At 64.4% G+C, this 20654-nt stretch carries 18 protein-coding genes; 6 read left to right on the forward strand and 12 right to left on the reverse strand.

Annotation, left to right across the window (positions count from 1 at the left end):
- Positions 1 to 22: 22 nt before the first annotated feature.
- Entirely contained in the window at positions 23 to 814 is a 792-nt protein-coding gene (locus tag EA187_RS10690) for a tetratricopeptide repeat protein (protein ID WP_115604130.1), read from the forward strand.
- A gap of 121 nt (positions 815 to 935) precedes the next feature.
- Positions 936 to 1958 carry a DUF6483 family protein gene (locus tag EA187_RS10695; protein WP_127780259.1) on the forward strand — a complete coding sequence of 341 codons (1023 nt, stop codon included), beginning with the start codon at positions 936 to 938 and terminating at the stop codon, positions 1956 to 1958.
- Between the two features lie 77 nt (positions 1959 to 2035).
- On the opposite strand, the gene EA187_RS10700 is transcribed toward EA187_RS10695, so the two are convergent.
- The 5 genes from EA187_RS10700 to EA187_RS10720 form a co-directional block, all read right to left on the reverse strand.
- The gene (locus EA187_RS10700; protein ID WP_115604134.1) at positions 2036 to 2545 is read right to left on the reverse strand and encodes a double zinc ribbon and FHA domain-containing protein; all 510 of its coding nucleotides are present in this window, start codon (positions 2543 to 2545) and stop codon (positions 2036 to 2038) included.
- 113 nt (positions 2546 to 2658) lie between these two features.
- A complete protein-coding gene (locus EA187_RS10705; RefSeq protein ID WP_115604136.1) occupies positions 2659 to 3450 on the reverse strand; it encodes an inositol monophosphatase family protein in 792 nt (263 codons plus the stop codon).
- A 32-nt stretch (positions 3451 to 3482) separates the two neighbouring features.
- Complete coding sequence (locus tag EA187_RS10710; protein WP_127780260.1) at positions 3483 to 4643, reverse strand: serine hydrolase domain-containing protein; 1161 nt, start codon at positions 4641 to 4643, stop codon at positions 3483 to 3485.
- A 19-nt stretch (positions 4644 to 4662) separates the two neighbouring features.
- Positions 4663 to 5613: a S66 peptidase family protein gene (locus tag EA187_RS10715; RefSeq protein WP_164856189.1), complete on the reverse strand. Its 951-nt coding sequence runs from the start codon at positions 5611 to 5613 to the stop codon at positions 4663 to 4665.
- Positions 5610 to 6569 carry a DUF3108 domain-containing protein gene (locus tag EA187_RS10720; protein ID WP_127780262.1) on the reverse strand — a complete coding sequence of 320 codons (960 nt, stop codon included), beginning with the start codon at positions 6567 to 6569 and terminating at the stop codon, positions 5610 to 5612. The genes EA187_RS10715 and EA187_RS10720 overlap by 4 nt, the downstream gene beginning before the upstream one ends.
- Positions 6570 to 6821: 252 nt before the next feature.
- On the opposite strand from EA187_RS10720, the gene EA187_RS10725 reads away from it, so the two are divergent.
- Positions 6822 to 8825 carry a hypothetical protein gene (locus EA187_RS10725; RefSeq protein WP_127780263.1) on the forward strand — a complete coding sequence of 668 codons (2004 nt, stop codon included), beginning with the start codon at positions 6822 to 6824 and terminating at the stop codon, positions 8823 to 8825.
- 3 nt (positions 8826 to 8828) lie between these two features.
- Here the strand turns inward: EA187_RS10725 and EA187_RS10730 are convergent, their stop codons facing one another.
- The 7 genes from EA187_RS10730 to EA187_RS10760 form a co-directional block, all read right to left on the reverse strand.
- The gene (locus EA187_RS10730) at positions 8829 to 9752 is read right to left on the reverse strand and encodes a cation diffusion facilitator family transporter (protein WP_127780264.1); all 924 of its coding nucleotides are present in this window, start codon (positions 9750 to 9752) and stop codon (positions 8829 to 8831) included.
- A gap of 21 nt (positions 9753 to 9773) precedes the next feature.
- On the reverse strand, positions 9774 to 10853 hold the full coding sequence (locus EA187_RS10735) for a mannose-1-phosphate guanylyltransferase (RefSeq protein ID WP_127780265.1): 1080 nt from the start codon (positions 10851 to 10853) through the stop codon (positions 9774 to 9776).
- A gap of 72 nt (positions 10854 to 10925) precedes the next feature.
- Positions 10926 to 11864 carry a HAMP domain-containing protein gene (locus tag EA187_RS10740; RefSeq protein WP_127780266.1) on the reverse strand — a complete coding sequence of 313 codons (939 nt, stop codon included), beginning with the start codon at positions 11862 to 11864 and terminating at the stop codon, positions 10926 to 10928.
- A gap of 3 nt (positions 11865 to 11867) precedes the next feature.
- Positions 11868 to 12533, reverse strand: coding sequence for a potassium channel family protein (locus EA187_RS10745; protein WP_115604152.1), 666 nt, complete (start codon positions 12531 to 12533; stop codon positions 11868 to 11870).
- A gap of 34 nt (positions 12534 to 12567) precedes the next feature.
- A complete protein-coding gene (locus EA187_RS10750) occupies positions 12568 to 14331 on the reverse strand; it encodes a TrkH family potassium uptake protein (protein WP_164856190.1) in 1764 nt (587 codons plus the stop codon).
- Between the two features lie 255 nt (positions 14332 to 14586).
- Positions 14587 to 16275, reverse strand: coding sequence for a ribonuclease J (locus tag EA187_RS10755; protein ID WP_115604156.1), 1689 nt, complete (start codon positions 16273 to 16275; stop codon positions 14587 to 14589).
- A gap of 134 nt (positions 16276 to 16409) precedes the next feature.
- Complete coding sequence (locus EA187_RS10760) at positions 16410 to 16640, reverse strand: hypothetical protein (RefSeq protein WP_127780268.1); 231 nt, start codon at positions 16638 to 16640, stop codon at positions 16410 to 16412.
- Between the two features lie 320 nt (positions 16641 to 16960).
- On the opposite strand from EA187_RS10760, the gene EA187_RS10765 reads away from it, so the two are divergent.
- The 3 genes from EA187_RS10765 (at position 16961) to EA187_RS10775 (ending at position 20417) form a co-directional block, all read left to right on the forward strand.
- Positions 16961 to 17620 (forward strand): hypothetical protein, encoded by a 660-nt coding sequence (locus tag EA187_RS10765; RefSeq protein WP_127780269.1) that lies wholly within the window; start codon positions 16961 to 16963, stop codon positions 17618 to 17620.
- A 79-nt stretch (positions 17621 to 17699) separates the two neighbouring features.
- A complete protein-coding gene (locus EA187_RS10770; protein WP_127780270.1) occupies positions 17700 to 19127 on the forward strand; it encodes a flotillin family protein in 1428 nt (475 codons plus the stop codon).
- A gap of 51 nt (positions 19128 to 19178) precedes the next feature.
- Entirely contained in the window at positions 19179 to 20417 is a 1239-nt protein-coding gene (locus EA187_RS10775) for a flotillin family protein (protein WP_115604164.1), read from the forward strand.
- Positions 20418 to 20654: the final 237 nt, after the last annotated feature.

Genomic DNA, 20654 nt, shown 5'->3' on the forward strand with positions numbered 1-20654 from the left:
CCGTTTCATATCAGGTCAAGTTATGTGGAAGCCCTTTGTCGTGGTTCTTGCCTTGAGCACCAGCGGGTGTCTGCCGATCTGGCAGGGTAAGACGATGCAGGAAGATATCGAGGCGCTGCGCGCCGAGCAGCAGGCGATCATCTCCAAGAGCGCCAGCGAGCGCGAGGAACTCACCGCCATGGTTGCCAGCGCCCGCGAGGATGTGGCCGAGCTTCGCGATGTGCTCGCTGAGGCGCGTGAACTCTTGCAGCGCAACAGCGCCGACCTGGGGGTGGAGGTCGCTGCCACGCGCGAAGATCTCAACCGGCTGCGCGGCACCGTCGAAGAGCTCGATTTCCGCTTTATGCGAATGGAGCAGAGCCTGGAGCTGTTTCGGCGCGACGTCGACCTTCGTTTTGAGTCCGGAGAGGCCATCAAACTTCCCGAGAACCCCGACGAACTTCGCCAGTTCGGTGACGCGCGTCTGGCCGCCGAGGACTACCCGCAGGCCCGCCGCGCCTACGAGCGCTTTCTGGAGCGCCACGGCGATGATGCCCGCGTCAATGAGGTTCGCTTTCAACTGGGTGAGGCCTTCTTTGCCGAGTCGCAGTGGGTGAGCGCGATTGGCGAGTATCAGAAGGTGCTCGAAGGTTCGGCACCCACCAGCCGTCAGGCTCAGGCGAATCTGCGCATCGGGCAGGCCTTTTTAAAGATGGGGCAATGCCCCAACGCCGAGGTCTTCTTTGAAACGGTGGTCGCCGAGTATCCGGGCTCGCGGGCGGTGGCCGATGCTCGCCGGGGCCTGGAGCAGGCGCGCAGCGGGCGTTGTCCGTAACGCGACCCGCCCCGGAGACCGGGCATTGACGAAGCCTCTCGATTGCCGCACTTTGAGCGCCTCTCGCCACAGGCGCAGCGCAAACCCTTAATGACGTAGCGACACACCAAGGACGATCGCCATGGAAGATAGCCGCTGGATGGATGCGCAGCTCAAGGCTGCCAATGACCTAGTTAACGCGGGCAGCCAGGCCCTGCGCCAGAATCAAAATGCCGTCGGTGCCGCCGCGCTGCGCGAGGCGGACGCGATCCTCGATATGGCTGAGGAGGAGAGCGATGAGGTTTTGAAGCTGCGCGCCCGCGTGAGCAACGAGCTCGGTGTGGCTCATCAGCGCCTTAACAGGCTCGAAGAGTCGCTGGGCTACCACGGCAAGGCCGCCGAGATCTGCAACGAGCTCATTGAGCGCGGTGAGAGCTTTGAGGCCAATAGCGCCGCCACCCACCTCAACCTCTCGAGCATCTACATCGCCATGGGCAAGGCTGCCGAGGCGCTGGAGGCCGGCGAAAAAGCGCTGACGATGATCGGACTGCTGCGCGAGCGGGAGGAGCCCGGTGTCGACGCGTTGGAGCTCGGCGCCAACCAGAATATGGCCGTGATCTACGCCCGCGAGAAGCGCTACGAGGCCTCGGACGCGGCGATGGAGCGCTCCGTGGAGTTGGCCCGGATTCTGGCCGAGGCCGGTCAGCCTAACTTCCAGGCGCAGCTCGCTCAGGGCTGTCAGCAGCTCAGCGTGATCCTCTTTGATGAGGAGCGCTTCGAGCACGCGCTTCGCTGGGGCCGCGATGCGGAGGCCCTCTCCGAGAAGGCGTTTGAGGCGATCGGGCAGCCGGTGCTTCCGGTTTACGTCATCAGCCAGATCAACCTGATCAGCTACAACGAGCGCCTCGGCCGCTATGCCGACGCGGAGGATTGCCTCTGGAAAGCGCTCGATGTCGCCGGTAACGACGCTCAAATCCTGCGCCGCGGCTACGCCTTCTACGACTCCTGCCGTAAGCAGGCCGATGCGCGTCTCGAAGAGGGGAACCTCCCGCGCGAAGAGGTCGACGAGGGCTTTGAGGAGCTTAACGCGCGCATTGAGAAGGTCGGTGGCATGGAGGCCATTCAGCGCGCGATCGAGCAGGCTCAGCAGCGCGGCCGCCGCTGAGTGCGACCTGTGATATCGAGCTACAAAAAAAGCGCCCTGCGGGGCGCTTTTTTTTGTAGCCGCTCAGTGTGGCTGACTTAGATGGACTCCGCAGTGCGGTAGCGGGGTTTGAGCCAGACTTTGAACTCTTCGCTGCCGAAGCGCAGAAGATCGCCGTGGTTGAGGGCGTGCGGGATGCGTACGCGTTTGCCGTTGATGTAGGTGCCGTTGGTGCTGGCAGAGTCCTGAATTCGGACGCGTTCATTGCGACAGATGACGATGGCGTGGTTCCAGGAGACGGCGGCCCGGCGGATGACGATATCGTTGTTGCCGCCGGCGCCGATGGTGTTGTCGCCCTGCTCCAGCGGGAACTGCTGTGGGTTGGCGTTGAGCTCGTAGAGGTAGCCGAAGACGGTGTCGGCCACCTCCGAGGGCGGCTCGAACGTCGGGCGGCGCTCCACGACGAGCGATTCGCCGCAACTTCCGCAAAAGCGAGCATCGCCCGGGTAGAAGTGCTGGCAGGGCTCGCACTTTCGTACCGAGCTTCCACAGTAAGCGCAGAAGCGTGCGTCGGTGGGAATCTCTCGAGCACAGACCGGGCAATGCATAGGACCTGACCACAACGGGGGCGAGAACTTCGACCAGGGGCGCGCTCATCGCAGCGCCGCGTCCTTATGGTTGTGCCACAGCCGCAGGGCGAACAAAAGGGCAGGGCGTCGACTCAGAGCTTGAGCGCCTCGATCAACTCGGCGTGCAGCGTGCCGTTGCTCGCCAGGATGCTGCGTCCCTCCACCACGTAGGGTGAGCCATCAAGCGCGCTGACCTGACCGCCAGCCTGCGCCACGATCAGATAGCCTGCGCCGGTGTCCCACGGGCTCAGCCCAAACTCCCAGAACGCGTCGATGCGCCCGCAGGCCACATAGGCCAGGTCGATCGCCGCCGAGCCCAGCCGTCGCACCCCGCGACTTGTGCGGGTGAGCCTGATGAACTGTTCCAGCGCGTTTTCAAACTCCTCGCCGCGCCCGGAGGGAAACCCGGTGACGAGCACAGCGTTGGCGATCGTCGCGCACTCACTCACCGCAATGGGCCAGCCGTTAAGCGTGGCCGGCTGGTCTTCGCGTGCGCTGAAGAGTTCGTCACGGTTAGGCTCGTAGATCACGCCGACGACGGTATGACCGTCGACCTGCAGCGCAATCGAGACGCAGTAGAGCGGGATGCCCATCGTGAAGTTGACGGTGCCGTCGATAGGATCGATCAGCCAGCGACGCCGCGCCCCGATGGCCGTCGAGTCGCCCCGATGGTCGCCGTACTCCTCGCCGATGATATCATCGTCGGGGAAGTGCTCGCGGATCGCGGCGGTGATCAGGCGCTCGGTGCTGCGATCGACGTTGGTCACAAGGTCGTTGGGGGCTTTGAGCGAGACTTCCATGTTCTTCGCGCGCTCGCGGAGGATGTGGCGGCCGGCCTGGCGTGCGATCGATTCGGCGACGCGTAACTCGTGGTGATAAGTCATCGGGACTCCTCGAGGAGGGGGGAAGGTGGCGTTTAGACGCGGGAGGCCGGAGGCAGAACGGCCTCCTGAAAGTCGATGCGAGCCGTCTTGATGCGGGTGTTTTCGCGGGTGGGATAGACGCGGTTGGTCAAAAGCACGCTGACCACGCCCAGCTCCCGTTCTATCCACAGCGAGGTTCCGGTAAAGCCCAGGTGCCCCACGGTGGTGTCGGGAGCGAAGCCTGCACCGGCGCTGGAGGTGGCGCCGCTGGGCGTATCCCAGCCGCCGCGGTGGTTGCCGCCGGCCATGGCGGCCTGAGCGGACCAGGCATAGCTCAGGGTCTTGCGTGAGGTCAGCGGGGCGTCTACCTCCTGGCCCTGATCAATGGCCAGGAGGTGCAATCCGAAGCGCAAAAGATCGTCGGCGGTGGAGAAGACGCCGGCGTGGCAGGAGACGCCGCCGATGATCTCGGTGTTTTCATCGTGGACGCTGCCCTGGATGAGGTGGCCACGACGTTCGCATCGCTCGGTGGCGGCAGCGTCCTGCAAGGGGGCGTCGCCCCGGGCCAGGGATACGTAGCGGGTATGTCGGAGCTTGAGCGGCTCAAAGATGCGCGTTCGGGCCATCGTTGCCAGGGGCACATCGAAGATCGTTTCCAGGACGTTGGCCAGCAGCAGGTATCCCAGGTCGGAGTACGCGTAGATCGCGCCGGGAGGGCCACAGAGAGGTGTCCGACAGATGCGCGCGATGATGTCTCGGCGCGTAGCCTCGGCGGTCGAGGCCTGCGGGTTGAGCGGGTATTCGAGATAGTATTTATGCCAGGCCGGCAGACCGCTGGTGTGGTTGAGGAGGTTCAAAAAGGTGACCTGTGCGGCGCGCGGGTCAGGGTGCGCCCGCCAGGGCGCGTAGAGCTCACCCAGGGGAGTGCGCCAGTCGGTCAGGTTTTGGTCGATGGCCTGCATCGCGAGTGTGGCGCCGACCAGCGCTTTGGTGACGCTGGCGATATCAAAGAAGGTGTGGCGCGCCACGGGCTTAGCGTCGGGCTCAAAGGAGGTCAGGCCCAGCGCGCGGTGGTAGCGCTGGCCGTTGAGGGTGCCGACCGCCGCCTCAATGGCGCTGCAGGTATGCGTCGTGCCGATCGCCTCATAGGAGGGTGCCAGCGCGCGGTCGAGCGCCTGGTCGATGCGCCGGGAATCGAGGAGAAGAGCAGTCATAGGGCCAGGATGCAGTGGTTCAGGTCAGCAGGGTGAGGCGTCCCAGATCGGCGTTGAGTTCGGCCGGAGCTCCCATGGGCAGCGCCAGGTTGGGGCTGCGGTGACCCACCGGTGCGCCGGCCACCACCGGGCAATCAAACTCGCTGGCGAGCATGGCCAGAAACGCGTCGGTGCCCTCGTCGTCGACGTAGACCCCGGCCGCGTCGCTGAAATCGCCCAGTACCAATCCGGCGATGCGCTGGCCCTTGAGCGAATGTCGCAGCGCCGTGAAAAGTCGGTCGATGCGGTAGTCGACCTCCCCGACATCTTCGACCACGAGGATCGCATCGTCGAGCGAGGGGCAATAGTCGGTGGCGAGCTGGTGCACGAGCACGCAGAGGTTACCGCCGAGAAGTCGGCCCTGCGCGCGGCCGGGGCGCACGGTGCGCAACCCCTCCAGACGCCAATCGCGCTTTTTTTCGCCAAAGAGCAGCGCCCGCAAATGCTCGATGGAGCGATGGGAATCGTCGCGATGCAGCGCAAAGCTCTTAACCACCGGACCATGCCAGGTCTGAAGCCTTAAGTTACCCGCCAGGTGCAGGTGCAGCGCCGTGATGTCGCTAAACCCGACCAGGTGGCGGGGGTGCGCGCGAACATCGAGTTCGTTGAGGAGTGGGAGGATGCGCTGCGAGCCGAACCCTCCGCGGGAGCAAAAGAGCGCGCGGCACTCCGGGTCACGCCAGGCGTTAAGGAAGGCCGCGGCCCGCGCCTCATCGTCGCCGGCAAGATAGTCGGCACCAGGGCGGCGAGCGTAGACGGCGTCATCGATCACCACGTCAAGCCCCCAGGCGCGCAGCGTGGCCAGCCCCTCTTCGAGGAGCTGTGGAATCACCGGGCCTGCCGGGCTGACCACATGCACCCGATCGCCGGGGCGCAGCGGGGCAGGGTGGACGAGGTGTAAAGCGGAGGTTTCAGTGAACGTCGAAGTCACGCGCCGGTTCCGGGTTTGTAGTGGATCAAAACGGCCTCGCCGGCCCCCAGAGGGGTGTTTATGGTGACGCGGACCGGAATGAAGTTGGCGTCTCGGCTCAGCCAGAGGCTGCCGGTGTGACGGGAGGACTCCCGCAGCGAAACTGCAGGGGCGGCCACCTCGCCAGCCTCGTCGTCTACGCCGCCGTGCTCAGCGTCCATGATATGGCGTGCGAAGTCGAGGCGGTAGGTATGAAACCAGCCCAGCGGGGTCAGGATGTCTTCGCGGGCAACAACGTCGACATCAAGCCGACTTAAGAGCCAGCCGTCGTAGATGTAGAACTCAAAGGCGTCTCCCACGTTCAGCTCCCCCTGGCCGCGAAGCTCATAGAGCCAGGTGAGCATATCGTGGGTGGTGTCGGGAATGGTGGCCCGAAAACGCATGCTACGATCTTCGCGCAGCCGTTCCACCCGCGCCTCAAAGCCGGGATGGCGGTAGTCGACGTTATAGACGCGGGTCTGACCGCGCTCCTCGAAGTGTTTTTCGGTGCGCAGCGGGCGCATCGTGGTCGGGTCGAGGTAGGTGTTGGCGCGGTCGTGCAAGGGATAGACCGCATGAAAGAAGCCACGGGACTGAGCGGTTCCACTTAATGGCACGTACTGTCGCCCCTGATGGCGTCGAAGCTCGCCGGTGCGAAGTCCGGCGCGCATGGCTTCGGCGTCGTTGACACGTACCGAGTAAAAGAGCTCCTCCTGTTGCCAGCGAAACGTCCGGGGGCGCATCACCTGCGGTGCGTCCACCTCGACCAGGGGCTCCTGCAGGGAGGCGCGTAGTTCGGCGCGCTCCACCTGCTCGGTCGGTACTGTTTTTGTCGGTCGCCGGGCCTCGGCCGCCGCCGGAGCGCCGACGTTGAGCGCCAGCGCGGCCAGCGCGACGAGGGCCAGGCGGACATGAATTCGGGGCGTGGAAGCGTTCATCTCAGGAGCCGGGGCGAGGGAGGTTCAGAGCCATTACCATAACTGAGACGGTCAACAGGATCATTTCTTCATCAAAGCTCGTCACCACCGAAGGGAGAGACAGCACCGAGCGTTGCGGGTTGCCCCGCACTTTGGCGCTCTCCATGACCGCTGCGAGGCAGGTCGCCGGGTTGTCGGCTATACCACATCATGATAGGGGCGTGGGTTTGCCCCGTTGCCCGGGGGCCACCCCCGACACATCTGGAAGAGCGAATGAGCGAGCCTCAAGAATACGTCGTCACACATCGCCAGCGCCTGGAGGCGCACCTGGGGGAGTTCAGCTCGCGCCAGCGCACGCGCATGGCCGAGATCTACGGCGTTGACGAAAACACCCCGGAGGCCATTGCGACCGCCTGGTTGAGCGATCCGGAGCGCTTCGCCGAGGTGGTCGAGGAGCACGTTCCCGCCGGGAGCGCCTGGCGTGTGCTCGAGGAGCTTGTGCTGGAGCACGATATCGGGTTGTCGATCGGCTGGGCAACGATTCGTTCCCGCCAGATCTTGCAGCGGCTGGGCATCGCCAAAACGCGTCGCTCCGAGGAGGGCGATCTGTGGGCGGTGATCCCCGGCGCCATCGCCGCGATGCTCGCCAGACGCATTCAAGGGCAACGCCCCTCGCTGATCATGCTGCTGGGACGCGTCAGCGATGAGGAGATCGCGCGCCTGGAGGCGCTCTACGGCGTGGACTCGGAGGGCTCTCGCATTGAGCGGGTGCTGCGTCTGGCCGAGACGTTTGAGCAGCCCGACACCGTAGCGCAGATGGTGGAGTCGCTCCCCAACCAGGACTGGATCGGGGATGCCATGATGGTGCTGGAGCTCGGAGGGGTGTGCTACTGGCAGCAGATCTACGGCTATGACCTCGATCCGACCTGGGGAGAAGCGCCGGATGAGAAGATCGTCCCGCTGATGCGCACCCAGGACCGCCAGCATCAACAGGACGTGGCCGAACATCTTCTGCAGGCCGGGGTACTCTTTCGTTTCGACGATCCGGTCTTGCATGTGCCGATGGTTGCGGTGCCCGAGGAGCTCTGGCGCGAATTGTGGACGCTCGGCCGCCGCTGGCTTTTCGACTGGATTGCCCAGAGCTTTTATGACTTGAGCGACCAGGGGGCCCGCCGCGCCATCACACCCGCGCCGGTTGATCTGCAGGCGGTGCTCAAGTGGTTGGCGTTGGAGCTCGACCGCGAGCCCCTGGCGTTGAGCAAGGGCGGGAACTTCAACGAGGCCAGCGTCGCCCGGCTCGACGCCATCAGCGAGGCCCCGGTCAACTGGGAGGCGGTGGTCAGTCTGGCGACCGAAGCGCGCATCTTCCGTGCTAAAAAAGGGAGGCTGGAGCGGGGCGTGGAGTTTGAGCTGATGCTCGACGTGCCTCGTCGACGCTTCGCCCGCGAACTTCTGCTGGAATGGGTCGTTGGCTACTCCGGGGAGCGCGCCGACCGCCTGATGGCGGAGGCCATCGGGCTTGATGACCTCTGGCGGCGCGACGCGATTTATCAGCTGCGCCAGAACGACGAGATGGTACCGCGCTGGATGACCGGCACCGGTGTCCCCACCCACGAGACCGGTGGAGGCTGGCTGCGAGGTGCCGGTGAGGGGTCCACCGACGCGGTGATCTTTGAGGCCGGGCTGGTCATGGGCTTTGGCATCGCGCTGAAGATGACCTGGCTTGACCTTGTAAGCCTGCTGGAGCCGGAGCGCTGGTACACGCTGGATTCGCTTGTGGAGATGCTTCAGTGCACCGCCGCAGCGACGATGTTCAGCCAGCTGGGCATGGTGCTCGAACATCAGCACTCCACGGTGTACCTGCCCTACCAGCGCGCGAGCTTTTTTATGGACACCTACCACGGGCCGAAGTTCCGGGAGTGGCTTGAGGCGATCCTCGACGAGCTGCTGGTGCCGCTGGGCGCAGCCCAGCGCAGTGAGGGGGGCGATCTGGTGTACCTGGATACGCGTCAGCTGCGCATTGAGTCGCCGGCGGGCTGGCCGGAGGAGCATCGCGCCGAGATCATTCAGGAAATCCTCGGTGATGAGGAAGTCGTCTTTGATCTGCCCGCCCAGGGGGGGCCGGAGCTACGCAGTGTCAGCCTGATCGAGGAGGCCCAGCCGGCACGTGTGAGCGTGGCCGAGCCTTTGAAGACCCTGCGCGGGCTGGTCGGTGACCGTCGCGTGGCGCGTTTTGACGGGCGCTTCCTGGAGCTTGTCGGCGGCGACGCTGAATAAGTCTCAGACCAGGTTGTCCGGCACGTCCTCATAATGCACGGGGTGGTGCGGTTCGAGCTGAATGAGGACGTCTTCAAGCTCGCTGAAGCGCGCATGAAGGCGCGCTTTGATCTCCAGAAGTACCTCGCCGGCCTGCTCCATCTTCATGTCCGGATCGACGGTGACGTGAAGATCCAGATGGACTGAGCCGGGCATCCCGCGGCTGCGCACGTAGTGGCAGGAACGCACCTCGGAGTGGGTGCCGACGACCTCGCGGATGGCGTCGGCGTCGAGCAGAGCGGCGTCGACCAGCACGATCATTCCATCGCGAAGGACGCGGTAGGCGGTCATTCCGATAAAGAGCATCACGGCCAGCGCCGCAAAGATATCTCCCGAGGGGATGCCCTGCCGCACCAGTACAAGGCCAATGAGCACGGCGATGCCCGCCAGGGCATCGGAGAAGGTGTGGGCTGCATCGCTGGCCAGAATCATTGAATCGTAGCGTTTCGCCGCGCGTTTCTCATACCAGCTGATGACAAAGCTCGTGGCGATGGCCACACCGATCACGCCGAATGCCGCCGGGCTGACCTGGGGGGAGGCCGCGCCGGTGGCCGCGGCCCACACCCCACGGCCCACCTCCAGCAACCCCAGAAGGATCATCATCCCGATGGCCATGCTCGCGGCCACCTCCAGCTTCTGGTGTCCGTAAGGGTGCTCGCGGTCCGGGGGAAGTGTGGCCATGCCCAGCGCAATCAACCCGATGACGTTGGAGAGGGCGTCGAAGAAGGAGTGGAAGCCATCGGCCTGCATGCTCACGATGTTGGCGTGGTAACCCCAGGCGAGTTTGCCCACGGCCACGAGCAGGTTAGCGGCCAGGGTGAAGATGAGCACGCGGCGCACCGCGCGGTGGTTGTTGCTGCGACTGACCTCTGGCGTCGATGCACACATGGGGACTCCGGCCGAAAGGCTCTACAGAAGATCGTTGCGACCTTTGCGCTTGAGCGCGTCCACAAGCTCTCGCACCCGCTGGGCGCGCTCCCGAGGCAGCACCAGAAGCGCATCGGGGGTGTCGACCACCACAAGGCCCTCGATGCCGCTCATCGCAATGAGGCGATCGCTTCCCGCGCTGAGCACCACCGAATCCTTGACCTCGTCGAGCACCGCCTCGGCGCGCACCACGTTGCCCCGGTCGTCGGTGGCGCTGACCTCGTCGAGTGCCGCCCAGTGGCCGACATCCGACCAGCGAAAGAGTGCCGGGATGACCTCGACCTTCGCCGCTCCCTCCATCACCGCGTAGTCGATGGAGATGGACGCGGCCTTATCAAACGCCTCGGCGATGATCGCCGCATCGCTCGCCCCGCTGCGACGCACCGGTTCAAAGGCGCGCAGAAGTTCAGGCTGCTGGCGTTCAAGTTCCGACCACAGTGTGGAGGGGCGCAGCACGAACATCCCGGAGTTCCATACAAAACGCCCCGACGTCACATAGTCGCGGGCGGTGGCCAGGTCGGGCTTTTCGACAAAGCGCCGCACCCCAAGCGCCACCGGCCCCTGGCCGGGTGCGCTGTCGATTGAGCCCTCGCTCTCGATGTAGCCGTAGCCGGTTTCAGGCCGGGTGGGTGGCACGCCCAGGGTGACAATGGCTCCCTGGCGCGCGCGCTCGTCGGCGAGCTGCAAGCAGGCCTCAAAGGCCTCCTGACCGCCGATGAAGTGGTCGGAGGGAAAGACAGCGATGGGATCATCGCCGGCGATGGCCTCGGCGCGCGCGGCTGCCAGGGCGATGGCCGGCGCGGTGTTGCGGGCCCGGGGCTCCACGACCAGCTCCAGCCCTTCGGTGCCCAGGTTTCGGAGCGCCTCGGAGGTGGGCTCGACATGATGTTGGCCGAGCACCAGGAGGGCGCGACCCTGTTCGTCAAGGCCTGCAATCCGATCGAAGGTCTCGGCGATCATCGGTCGGTCGCCCCACAGGGCAATCAGCTGTTTGGGGCGCGCGCGACGGCTCAGCGGCCAGAAGCGGGTGCCGGAGCCGCCGGCTAAGATGACTGGAATCATGATGAACCTGAACTGTGCGTGCGGGAAGGATCGGCGGCGGCCACGATAGCCATCAATGCCGATAAATCAAGGTCAAGCCTCGGCGCTCTCCAGGGTCGCAAGCCAGAGCTCATCGGTGAGCTGGCGGCGGCGCCATAGACGCTCATCCTCGGCGAGTTCATCGAGGTGCTTGAGCTGCGCCCGCGCCTCATCGGGAAGATCGAGGGCGGCGCGACTGGTCGCCAGCACCTGGCCCGAGCGATCGAGCAGCGCGCTGGGAGTGGCGGAATCGTCGAGCAGGGCGATGGCCAGTCGCCGCTCACCATCACCCAGCATCGAGGGCCTGGGCGAGGGCGTGGCCTCGGTTTTCGTCGTGCCACCGTGGCGAAGGCGTTGATGCTCATCGAGCAGGGTGTTCATACAGCGGGCGGTATCTCTAAACTCCGGCGGGGGCTCATCGAGGTGAACCCGACGCAGAAGATCACCGCTGGAAAAGGCGCGCGCGGTGGCCTGGAAGTCCTCGGCCGGCTCCACGATGCGGTGCAGGAGCCGGCGCGCAAAGACAAGGCCCAGAAAAACGCTGACAACTCCCAGGATCATCGCCGCCCAGGCCCCGGAGATGCCCATGCGTTTGGCGCGCTCGTCCATGCGCGCCATCGAGTCGTGGTTGATGCTCGCGAGCTCACTGAGCGCGGCGGTGGTCTCGGCGCGAGCCTGCGAATCACCGCGGAGCGCGGCCTGATGGTAGCGCTCAATGGTGGTGATCGCCGGGCGTTCCTCGGTCTCGGTGATGTTGGTGCTGGCGCGGGTGAACGCCTCGTCAAAGCGTTCCAGATCCTCATCGCTGACCGGGGTGTTCCCCAGGATCACGAGCATCTCTTCGACGGCGATGATCGAGTAGGCGTTCTCCTCGATGATCTGCTCGATCGCCGGCGCCATCCGCGAGAGCAGGCCGATGGCCCCCAGAGAGGTCAAGATCTGCAGGGAGAGCAGGGCGATGAGCAGCGCGGTGATTTCGGTGCGGACGCGCATGACTTAGATCCAGTCGACGAGCTTGCGGGCGGCGTCCGAACGGGAGACTACCACCAGAATGTCGTCGCTTTGTAAGACGGTGTCGGGCTCGGGAAGCTGCACAACGCCGCGTCCTTCAATGACGCGGCGAATGGCCACGACGTTGACGCCCACGCGGGTGGGAAGTTGCAGCTCTTTGAGGCTGCGGCCCAGCATGGCCTGGGGCGGGCGAAGTTCGGTCAGGACCAGATCTTCGCCCAGAGGAACTTCTTCGAGCACGCCGCTGTAAAGCATGCGTGTGGCCAGGCGCTCTCCGAAGGCGCGCTCCGGGTTGACGACCTCGTGGGCGCCGACCAGATGCAGGATCCGCTCGAGAAGCTCGTCGGTGGCGCGGGCGACCACCCGGGAGGCTCCCATCTTGCGCAGCAAAGCGGTGACCACGATCGCCCCCTCCCGCGACTCGTCGCCGATCGCGCACACGCAGATATCTCGCCGATCAGGCGCCGCGCGCGCCAGGGCTTCCTCGTCCATGGCGTTGAAGCAGGCGGCCTCGGCGGCAAAACTTGCGGCCTGCTGCACAAGGTCGTCTTTGGTATCGACTGCCAGGACGTCGACGCCCTGGCCAGTCAGCGAGCGGGCCAGGGCCATGCCGAATTGTCCCAGCCCGATGATCAGAGCCTGCTTTGCCATAGGAGTTTCACTGCGCGGGGTACGAAAGGGTCAGTTAGCCGACCGGCAGGCTGCGCGTGGGGCGCGTCCAGTCGGAGCTCGGCGTACGGGAGGCCAGTAGCAGAAAGAGCGTCAGCGGGCCAATACGACCGATGAACATCGCCAGCATCACGATGATCTTGCCCACAGTATCGAGCATGCCGGTTCCCCCGATCGAGAGCCCCACGGTGCCCAGCGCGCTCAGCGCCTCGAAGATCGCCATGAGAAAGGGCATCTGTTGGGTGATGAGCAGCGCCAGCGTCATCACCACCCCGATCATGGCTCCGACCGTGGCGATGGCGGCGGCCCGAAAGATCGTCTGCTGCGGGATATGAAATCCGAACGCTTCGACCCGCGCCCGGTTGGCCAGCGCGCTGCGCACCACCAGAAAGAGCAGCGCAAAGGTGGTGGTTTTGATTCCACCGGCGGTCGACCCGGGGGAGCCTCCGATGAACATCGCCATGAGCATGATCAGGACGCTGGCCGGATGCAGAAGAGAGAAGTCCACCGAATTAAAGCCCGCGGTGCGCAGCGTGATCGACTGGAAGATGGCGTTAAACGCGCGGTCCACGGCTCCCAGGGCTTCAAAGCTGTGGGTGGACTCCGAGAAGAAGAAGAAGACCGCCGGCAGAAGCCAGAGCATCAGCGAGGTCGTCATCACCACGCGCACATGCAACGAGACCGGGCGTCCGCGCCACCAGCGTGGAAGCGATGCGACGACCGCCGGTCCCAGCCCCCCTACGACGATGAGCGCGCCGACGGTCATCAGGATGGCCGGGTTGGATTGCACGCTGACCAGGCTGTCGGAGCGCAGCGCGAAGCCGGCGTTGCAGAAGGCCGAGATGGCGGTGAACACCCCTTCCCAGATCGCGCGTGCCGGGGAGGCACCGTCGAGCCACCAGAGCACGCTTAAGATCAGCGCACCGATGGCCTCGGCGACAAAGGTCACGAGCAGGATAAGTTTGAGCGCGGCGGTGATCTGGCCGCGGTCCCGTTCGCCGATGAGTTGAGCGATCGCACCCTCGTGGCGCATGCTCAGCCTTCGCCCCAGCAGCAAAAAAGCTGCGGTGGAAAAGGTCATAATCCCCAGGCCGCCGATCTGAATGAGCACCAGGATGATCAGCTGACCCACGCCGCTGAAGTCGGTCGCGGTGTCCAGAACCACCAGGCCGGTGACGCAGGTTGCGCTGACCGCGGTGAAGAAGGCGTCGATGACGGGAATGGAGCCGTGCGTAGCCTGGGGCAGAGAGAGGAAGAGCCCGCCGATGAGGCAGGTGAGCAAAAAGGTCGTCGCCAGCAGGCGCGCCGGGTTGGTTGCCACCGGCTCCCACCAGTGCGCTTCGGGATCGGAGGTCGGGTGGTCGAGGATCCACAGCCGGACAGCCAGCAAGATCACGACCAGGGCCCACAGGCTCAACGCCAGACCGACGCTGGCCCCGACCAGCAGGGGCAGTGGGCCCGTCAGGGCCAGGGCGCTGGCGAGCATCGCCAGCTCACGCGGCGCCTGGCGGCAGCGCCAGAGCCCGTGGGTCATCACGATCAGAGCGCTGGCGATGGAGAGCCCCACCGCAACTACTCCGAGGCGTTCAGGAGGAGCAATCAGCACCGCGTTGAGCCAGACAGTGACCATGCCCAGGGAGGCACCGATCGCACCGGCCGCGCCGCGACCTCGAACAGATACCTCCCCCTGCTGGAGCCAGAGCAGCCAGTAGCCTCCCAGCAGTACGCTCAACGCCCATAAAAATGCCGGTCCGGGTCGGGTTGCCGAGACCTGTAGCATGGGGATCAACCCCACCAGCACAAGGCCCAGTGAGCACAGCCGCACGAAGGGCCGTCGCCAGTTTCGCGTGTTCGTCAAAAGCCAGAGTGCCGCGCAAATCGCGAGACTTACGACGAGCGGGCGCGGTGCCTCCAGCCAGCCAGGCAGATCTCTGGCTGTGCCCCAGGACAGCACGAACGCAGGTGAGCCCGCGCGCAAGAGCGCGCGGGCGAGGTTGGGTCGCGTTAACATCGGTGCCGCCTCAGGGTCCGAACATTAGAGTTCGTGAACCACGGGAATAACCACCGGACGACGCCCCAACTCTTTGCTGATGTAGCGTCGGATATGGGTGCGAATGGCCTCTTTGACCTCGGAGATGTCGCCGCGCGCGGCGCGGGAGAGTTCCTGGACGCCGTTCCAGGCCGCCTGAGCCGCCTGCTCAAGCAGCTCGTCGCTCTCGGTGGTGTTGACCACCCCGCGCTGAAGCACGGTGGGCGGGGCCACCAGCGAGCCCGATTCGCGATCGAGGATACCCATGGCCATGACGATTCCGGCGCTGGCCAGCTTGCGGCGGTCGCGAAGCTGGAAGTCCTCGGTGTCTCCGACGTTGCGACCGTCGACGAGCATGCGCCCGTGATGCACTCGTCCGACGACCTCCGCGCCTGCTTCGGTGATCTGCAGGCAGTCACCATTTTCGATCAGATGGGTGTTCTCCACCCCCACCTCCGAGCCCAGGCGGGCATGGCTCTTGCGCATGCGGTACTCGCCGTGGACGGGGATGAGGTGCGTGGGACGGGTGAGGTTGAGCATCAGCTTGAGCTCCTCCTGCTTGGCGTGACCCGAGCCGTGGATGACCTTGTCGTCGGCGGTGATGATGATCGCGCCCCGCTTGTAGAGCGCGTTGACCATCGAGTTGATCCCGTACTCATTGCCCGGGATCTGACGGGCACTGAGCACGATGGTGTCGCCCTCCTGCACGTCGACGTGGCGGTGATCACCAAAGGCCATGCGCGCCAGCGAAGAGCGTGGCTCGGCCTGGCTTCCTGTGGAGATGATCAGGATGCGCTTGTCCGGGTACTTATCCATCTCCTCCGGGGTGATAAGGATATCTTCGGGAGGGAAGGGTAGAAACCCTAAGTCCCGGGCGATATTGGAGTTTTTGACAAGGCTTGTGCCCATGAGCACCGCCTTGCGCTTGTGGCGGTAGGCCAACTCCAACAGTCCGGCGACGCGGTGCAGGTTGCTGGAGAACTGCGCCACGATGAGGCGCCCGGGGGCGTTATCAAACACCTCCGAGAAGCCCTGGAAGACGGCGCGTTCGCTGCGGGTAAACCCGGGAACCTCCGAGTTGGTGCTGTCGCCAAAGAGCGCCAGCACTCCCTGGTCACCCAGCGCCGAGAGGCGCGGAAGGTCGGTGATGGGCTCGTACATCGGGGTCTGGTCGATCTTCCAGTCGCCGGTAAAGAGCGCGGTTCCCAGCGGGGTGTGCAGCGCGATGGCCATGGCATTGGGCACCGAGTGATTGATATGCACAAACTCCGCGACAAAGGGGCCGATCTCCAGCTGCTCACCGGGCTCCACTTCGATCAGGTCGACCTGGTTTCCCAGCCCGTGTGACTGCAGCTTGCGGTTGAGCATGCCCAGGGTGAGTCGCCCGCTGTAGACCGGCACATCGACTTCCTGAAGGAAGAAGGGCGCGCCGCCGATGTGGTCCTCATGGCCGTGGGTCAGCAGGATGCCGTCGAGCTTATCGAGGTTGTCGAGGACGTAGCTCCAGTCGGGCAGGACGATGTCCACGCCGAAGTCGCCGGTCTCGGGGAAGGTGATGCCGCAGTCGATCATCAGCATCGAGCCGTTGCACTCGATGATCGAGCAGTTCATGCCCACCTCATCCAGACCACCGAGCGGGATATAGCGCAGGTAGTCCTTTTTGGGCGGGGCGGGTAGCAGGTTGTTTTCGCTCATGAATCCTCTTCAAACAGGTGTACGTCGGCCCCGACCACAGCGCGTTCTACGCGTGGCAAGGATCGGGGCCCTGACTGTGGGTGCTAAGTGGGGTGATTCAAACGTTTCACGTCGGGATGGTCTTTTCGAGGTGTTCAGGCGCCGGGAAGCGCTGCGCGAGCGCGATCCTCGCACTCGTCGGGGTGGGCCTCATCGGGATGAAGCCAGTGACCGTCGGCAGCGTTGTTGTCGTCACAACGCTCGCTGGTCGGAGGAGGAGAACACCAGAGGCAATCTTCGGGGCGCTCCAGAAGCTGCACAGAGATCTCGGCGCTGTCGTCGGAGGCACCGGTCGCGCTGTCGACCAGCGCGCGAGGCGTCAACAAAAGAGCGCTCGCAAACGCCAGAGCGCCTACGAGAAACTTGAGCGTGAGATGTGTGAGGGGCCCGGTCATGCCGTGAGAACTCTGTATTTTCGTCACCATTAACGCGTCAAACTCTAGCAGGTATTCCGCAGCATTAAAAGGCCAGCGGAGCATCGCCGCTCTGCGGTTGCCTTGATCGCGTGGAGATTGCGCGCTATCAAAGGCTGCGCACGCGTTCATTGATGTCTACCACTTTTGTCCGTGGGTCCTTCAGAAGGTCGGGTTGATCGGGGACGAGTCTGCCTGATTGCACCTTTCCGGGGCCGGACGACAGGTCGTCTATGCTGGCACTCTACGTATTCTGTCTGGTCTTCGGGGGCCTCTTCGTGGCGATGACCGTCTTCGCCGGACTGGGCTCCGATGCTGATCTGGAAGCCGACGGAGAGGGGGATTTCGATCTCGATAAGGAGTTTGAGATCGATCAAGAGTTCGACCTCGACAAGGAGTTTGAGCTCGACAAAGATCTGGATGGCGACGCTGAAAAAGACTTCGAGACTCAAGGCGGACGCCGTTTTCGTCCCCTGCGAAGTTTTAAGTTTTATACCTACGCGATGGGTTTTTTCGGGCTTACCGGCACGCTTCTTACGGTGCTTGGGCTTGCCAGCGGCGGGTTCGCCGCCGGGCTCTCGGCGCTTATGGGGCTGGGTGCCGGCTTTGCCGTCGCCTACGTGCTCTATCTGGGCGGGTTGAGCGAGGGCGGACGGGCGACCAACGACGATGATTTTGTGGGGACCACCGCCCGCGTGCTGCTCCCGGTCAAGAAGGGCCAGCGCGGCAAAGTGCGCGTGACCATCGGCGGGCGAAGCATGGATGTGATGGCGGTGACCGAGGACGACGAGGTGGTGCTCGATTTAAACGAGCCCTGTTTTGTGCTCGGTATTGAGGATGGCGTGGCGCGTGTGGTCGATATGCGCGCGCTCGAAGAACGGCGGCAAAGTTGAGGCACCTCGGCGACCATTTTGGGGCCGGTTTAGCGCCGTGGGCGCGACCCCGGGTCCATCAACGTAAGGGATAGAGGGTATGGAAGGTATCGTTATTGCGACCGTCTTTTTAGGGTTCTTCGGGTTCATCGCCGTCTCGGCGTTGATCTGGGCCTACCGTTACTTTCTGCGAGTGTGTCGGCCCAACGAGGTGTTGATCTTCTCGGGTAAAGACTACCGTCTGGCCGACGGCTCGGTGCGGGGCTACGAGGTTCTGGCCGGTGGCCGGCGCCTCTTCAACCCCTTCTTTGAGAAGGTCGACCGCCTCGACCTGACGGTGATGCCGGTGCATATCAGCATCACCGGGGCATACTCGCGCGGCGGTATTCCGCTGACCCTGCAGGCGGTGGCCAACGTCAAGATCGACAGCAGCGACGGCGCCATCCACAACGCTGTGGAGCGTTTTCTGGGGCGAGGCCGCAATGAAATTATGCGCGTGGCCCAGGAGACCCTTGAAGGTAACCTTCGCGGGGTGCTCGCCACGCTGACCCCGGAGCAGGTCAATGAGAACCGCCTGCTCTTCGCCGACCAGCTTGCCCGCGAGGCCGAGCCCGACCTGGAAAAACTCGGCCTGCACCTGGATACGCTGAAGATTCAGAACGTGGCCGATGATCGCGACTACCTCGACTCCATCGGGCGTCGGCGCATCGCCGAGATCTTGAAGGTCGCCGAGGTCGCCGAGTCCAACGCGGTCAAGACGGCGGAGGAATCGGAAGCCGAGGCACAGGGGCGTGGCGAGGTTGCCCGCCGCAATGCCCAGGCTCAGATTCAGCGGGTGCAGAACGCCCTGCGCGAGCTTCAGGCCGACCTGGAACTTCGCGCGCGCTCCGAGGAGGAGCGCGCCACCGCGCGGGCGATGACCGCGCGGGCCGAAGCCGAGCAGGAACTCCAGCAGGTGCGTACCGAGCTTGAGAAGTTGCGTCTTCAGGCCGATGTGGTCATCCCGGCCGAGGCCGATAAGGTCGCCCGTGAGTTGACCGCCGCCGGTGAGGCCGCCGAGATCGCCGAGCGCGGCCGCGCCATGGCCGAGGTCCTGCGCATGATGACCGCGGTCTGGGTCGACGCCGGCGATGCTGCGATGGATGTCTTCATCCTCCAGCGTATGGAGTCGGTGATGAAGCGCGTGGCCGAAGCTGCACGCCAGGTCGAGGTGCGTGAGGTCGCGCTGATCGACAGTGGCAACGGCAAGGCGCTCCCCAACTACGTGAGCAGCTTCCCCGGCATCGTCAGCGGCCTCTTCAAAGAGATGCGCGAGACGGTGGGCATCGATATCGAAGCCGTGCTCACCGGTGGCGGTGGCATGACCGAGGGCTCCGGCGGCGGCAAGCTCCCCTCCGCCCCCGCCTCTCTGGGGCGACGACTCTCGGAGGCGCGCGAGGCCAACGAGGGCTTTGGTAAGCGTCCCACCACCCAGCACTCCATCCCGAAACTTGGCGAAGAACGCGACGGCCCCACCGAAAAGGCCTGAGCATCACGGTAAACGCTTTTCGGTGCCCCACGCTTCATCATAGGAGAAATCATGGGAATCTTCGCTCTCTTCGGTGTCATCCTGGTTCTGGTCGTGATCGCGGTGATCGCGGCCACCCACCTGATCGAGGTCTGCCAGCCTAACGAGGTGCTCGTCTTTGCTGGCGAGAAAAAGGCTCCGGGTTACACGATCGTGCACAGCGGTCGTAAGATCCGAAACCCGCTCTTCCATCGTGTCGACAGGCTCGACGTGACCAACATGGTCATCGACCTGCACGTGACCAACGCCTACTCCAAAGGTGGTATCCCCTTGAGCGTCAAAGGGGTTGCCAACGTCAAGGTGGGCAGCCGTTCGCCCCTGATCGACAACGCCGTGGAGCGTTTTCTGGGCATGACGCGTCAGCAGATCATTCAGATCGCCAAAGAAACCCTCGAAGGAAACCTGCGCGGGGTGCTCGCCACGCTGACCCCGGAAGAGGTCAACGACGACCGCATTAAGTTCGCGCAGTCGCTCTCGGAGGAGGCCGAGCACGATCTGACCCGCATCGGGTTGGAGCTCGACACGCTTAACATCCAGCACGTCAGTGATGATCAGGGCTACCTCGACTCCATCGGTCGTCAGCAGTCGGCGACGCTTCTGATGGAGAGTCGTATTGCCGAGGCGCTTAACCGCGCCGAGGCCAGCGTGCTCGACGCCGAGAACCAGCAAAAGCGGGCTACCGCCAAGGTCAACGCCCAGATGGAGATCGCCAAAGCGGAGGCCGAGCGTCGCGTCATCGACGCGCAGACCCGCGGCGAGGCGATGGTGGCTGAGGAGCGCGCCAGGGTCGGGGCGATGGTGGCCAAGGCTCGCGCTAACCTCGATGTGCAGCGCGCGCGTCTGGAGCAGGTCAAGCGCCAGCTTGCCGCCGACCTCATTCAGCCCGCTCAGGCCCGTAAGTCCGAGCTTGAGGCGCAGGCCAAGGCCAACGCCGCATCCTTCATTGAGGACGGCAAGGCCAACGTCGTGGCCCTTCGTGAGCTGATCGACACCTGGAATAGCGCCGGCGACTCCGCGCGTCCGATCTTCCTGTTGCAGCAGTTCGACACCATCCTCGACTCGATGCTCTCGACGGTGCAGGAGATCAAGATCGATAAGATCACCGTCATCGACTCGCAGATGCAGGAGGTCGATCGCCACGGCACCGCGCCGATGAAGGCGGCCAGCGGCTCGGAGCAGATCAAGCAAACCCTGGGCATGGATCTTCCGCGTATGCTTCAGGGCCTGGCGGCGATGCAGGAATCCAAATGAGGTCGTTGATTCAGGGCTCTCGTCTCCGCGTCGGAAAGCGTCAACTTCTGCTCACAGCGTAGTAAAGGCGTCGAAGTCACAACAAAAAAGCCGCGCCCCGAAGGGGGGCGCGGCTTTTTTGTTGCGCACAGGCCATCGAGGCGATGTTTGGCGCGGGACGCTCGCCACGTGCCATGTGATGAGGCTCACACCCCGGGGGGTAAGCCGAGCCAGGTGGCAACGTTGCATGCCGATGAA

This window comes from Lujinxingia sediminis, from assembly GCF_004005565.1.
Lineage (GTDB): Bacteria > Myxococcota_A > Bradymonadia > Bradymonadales > Bradymonadaceae > Lujinxingia > Lujinxingia sediminis.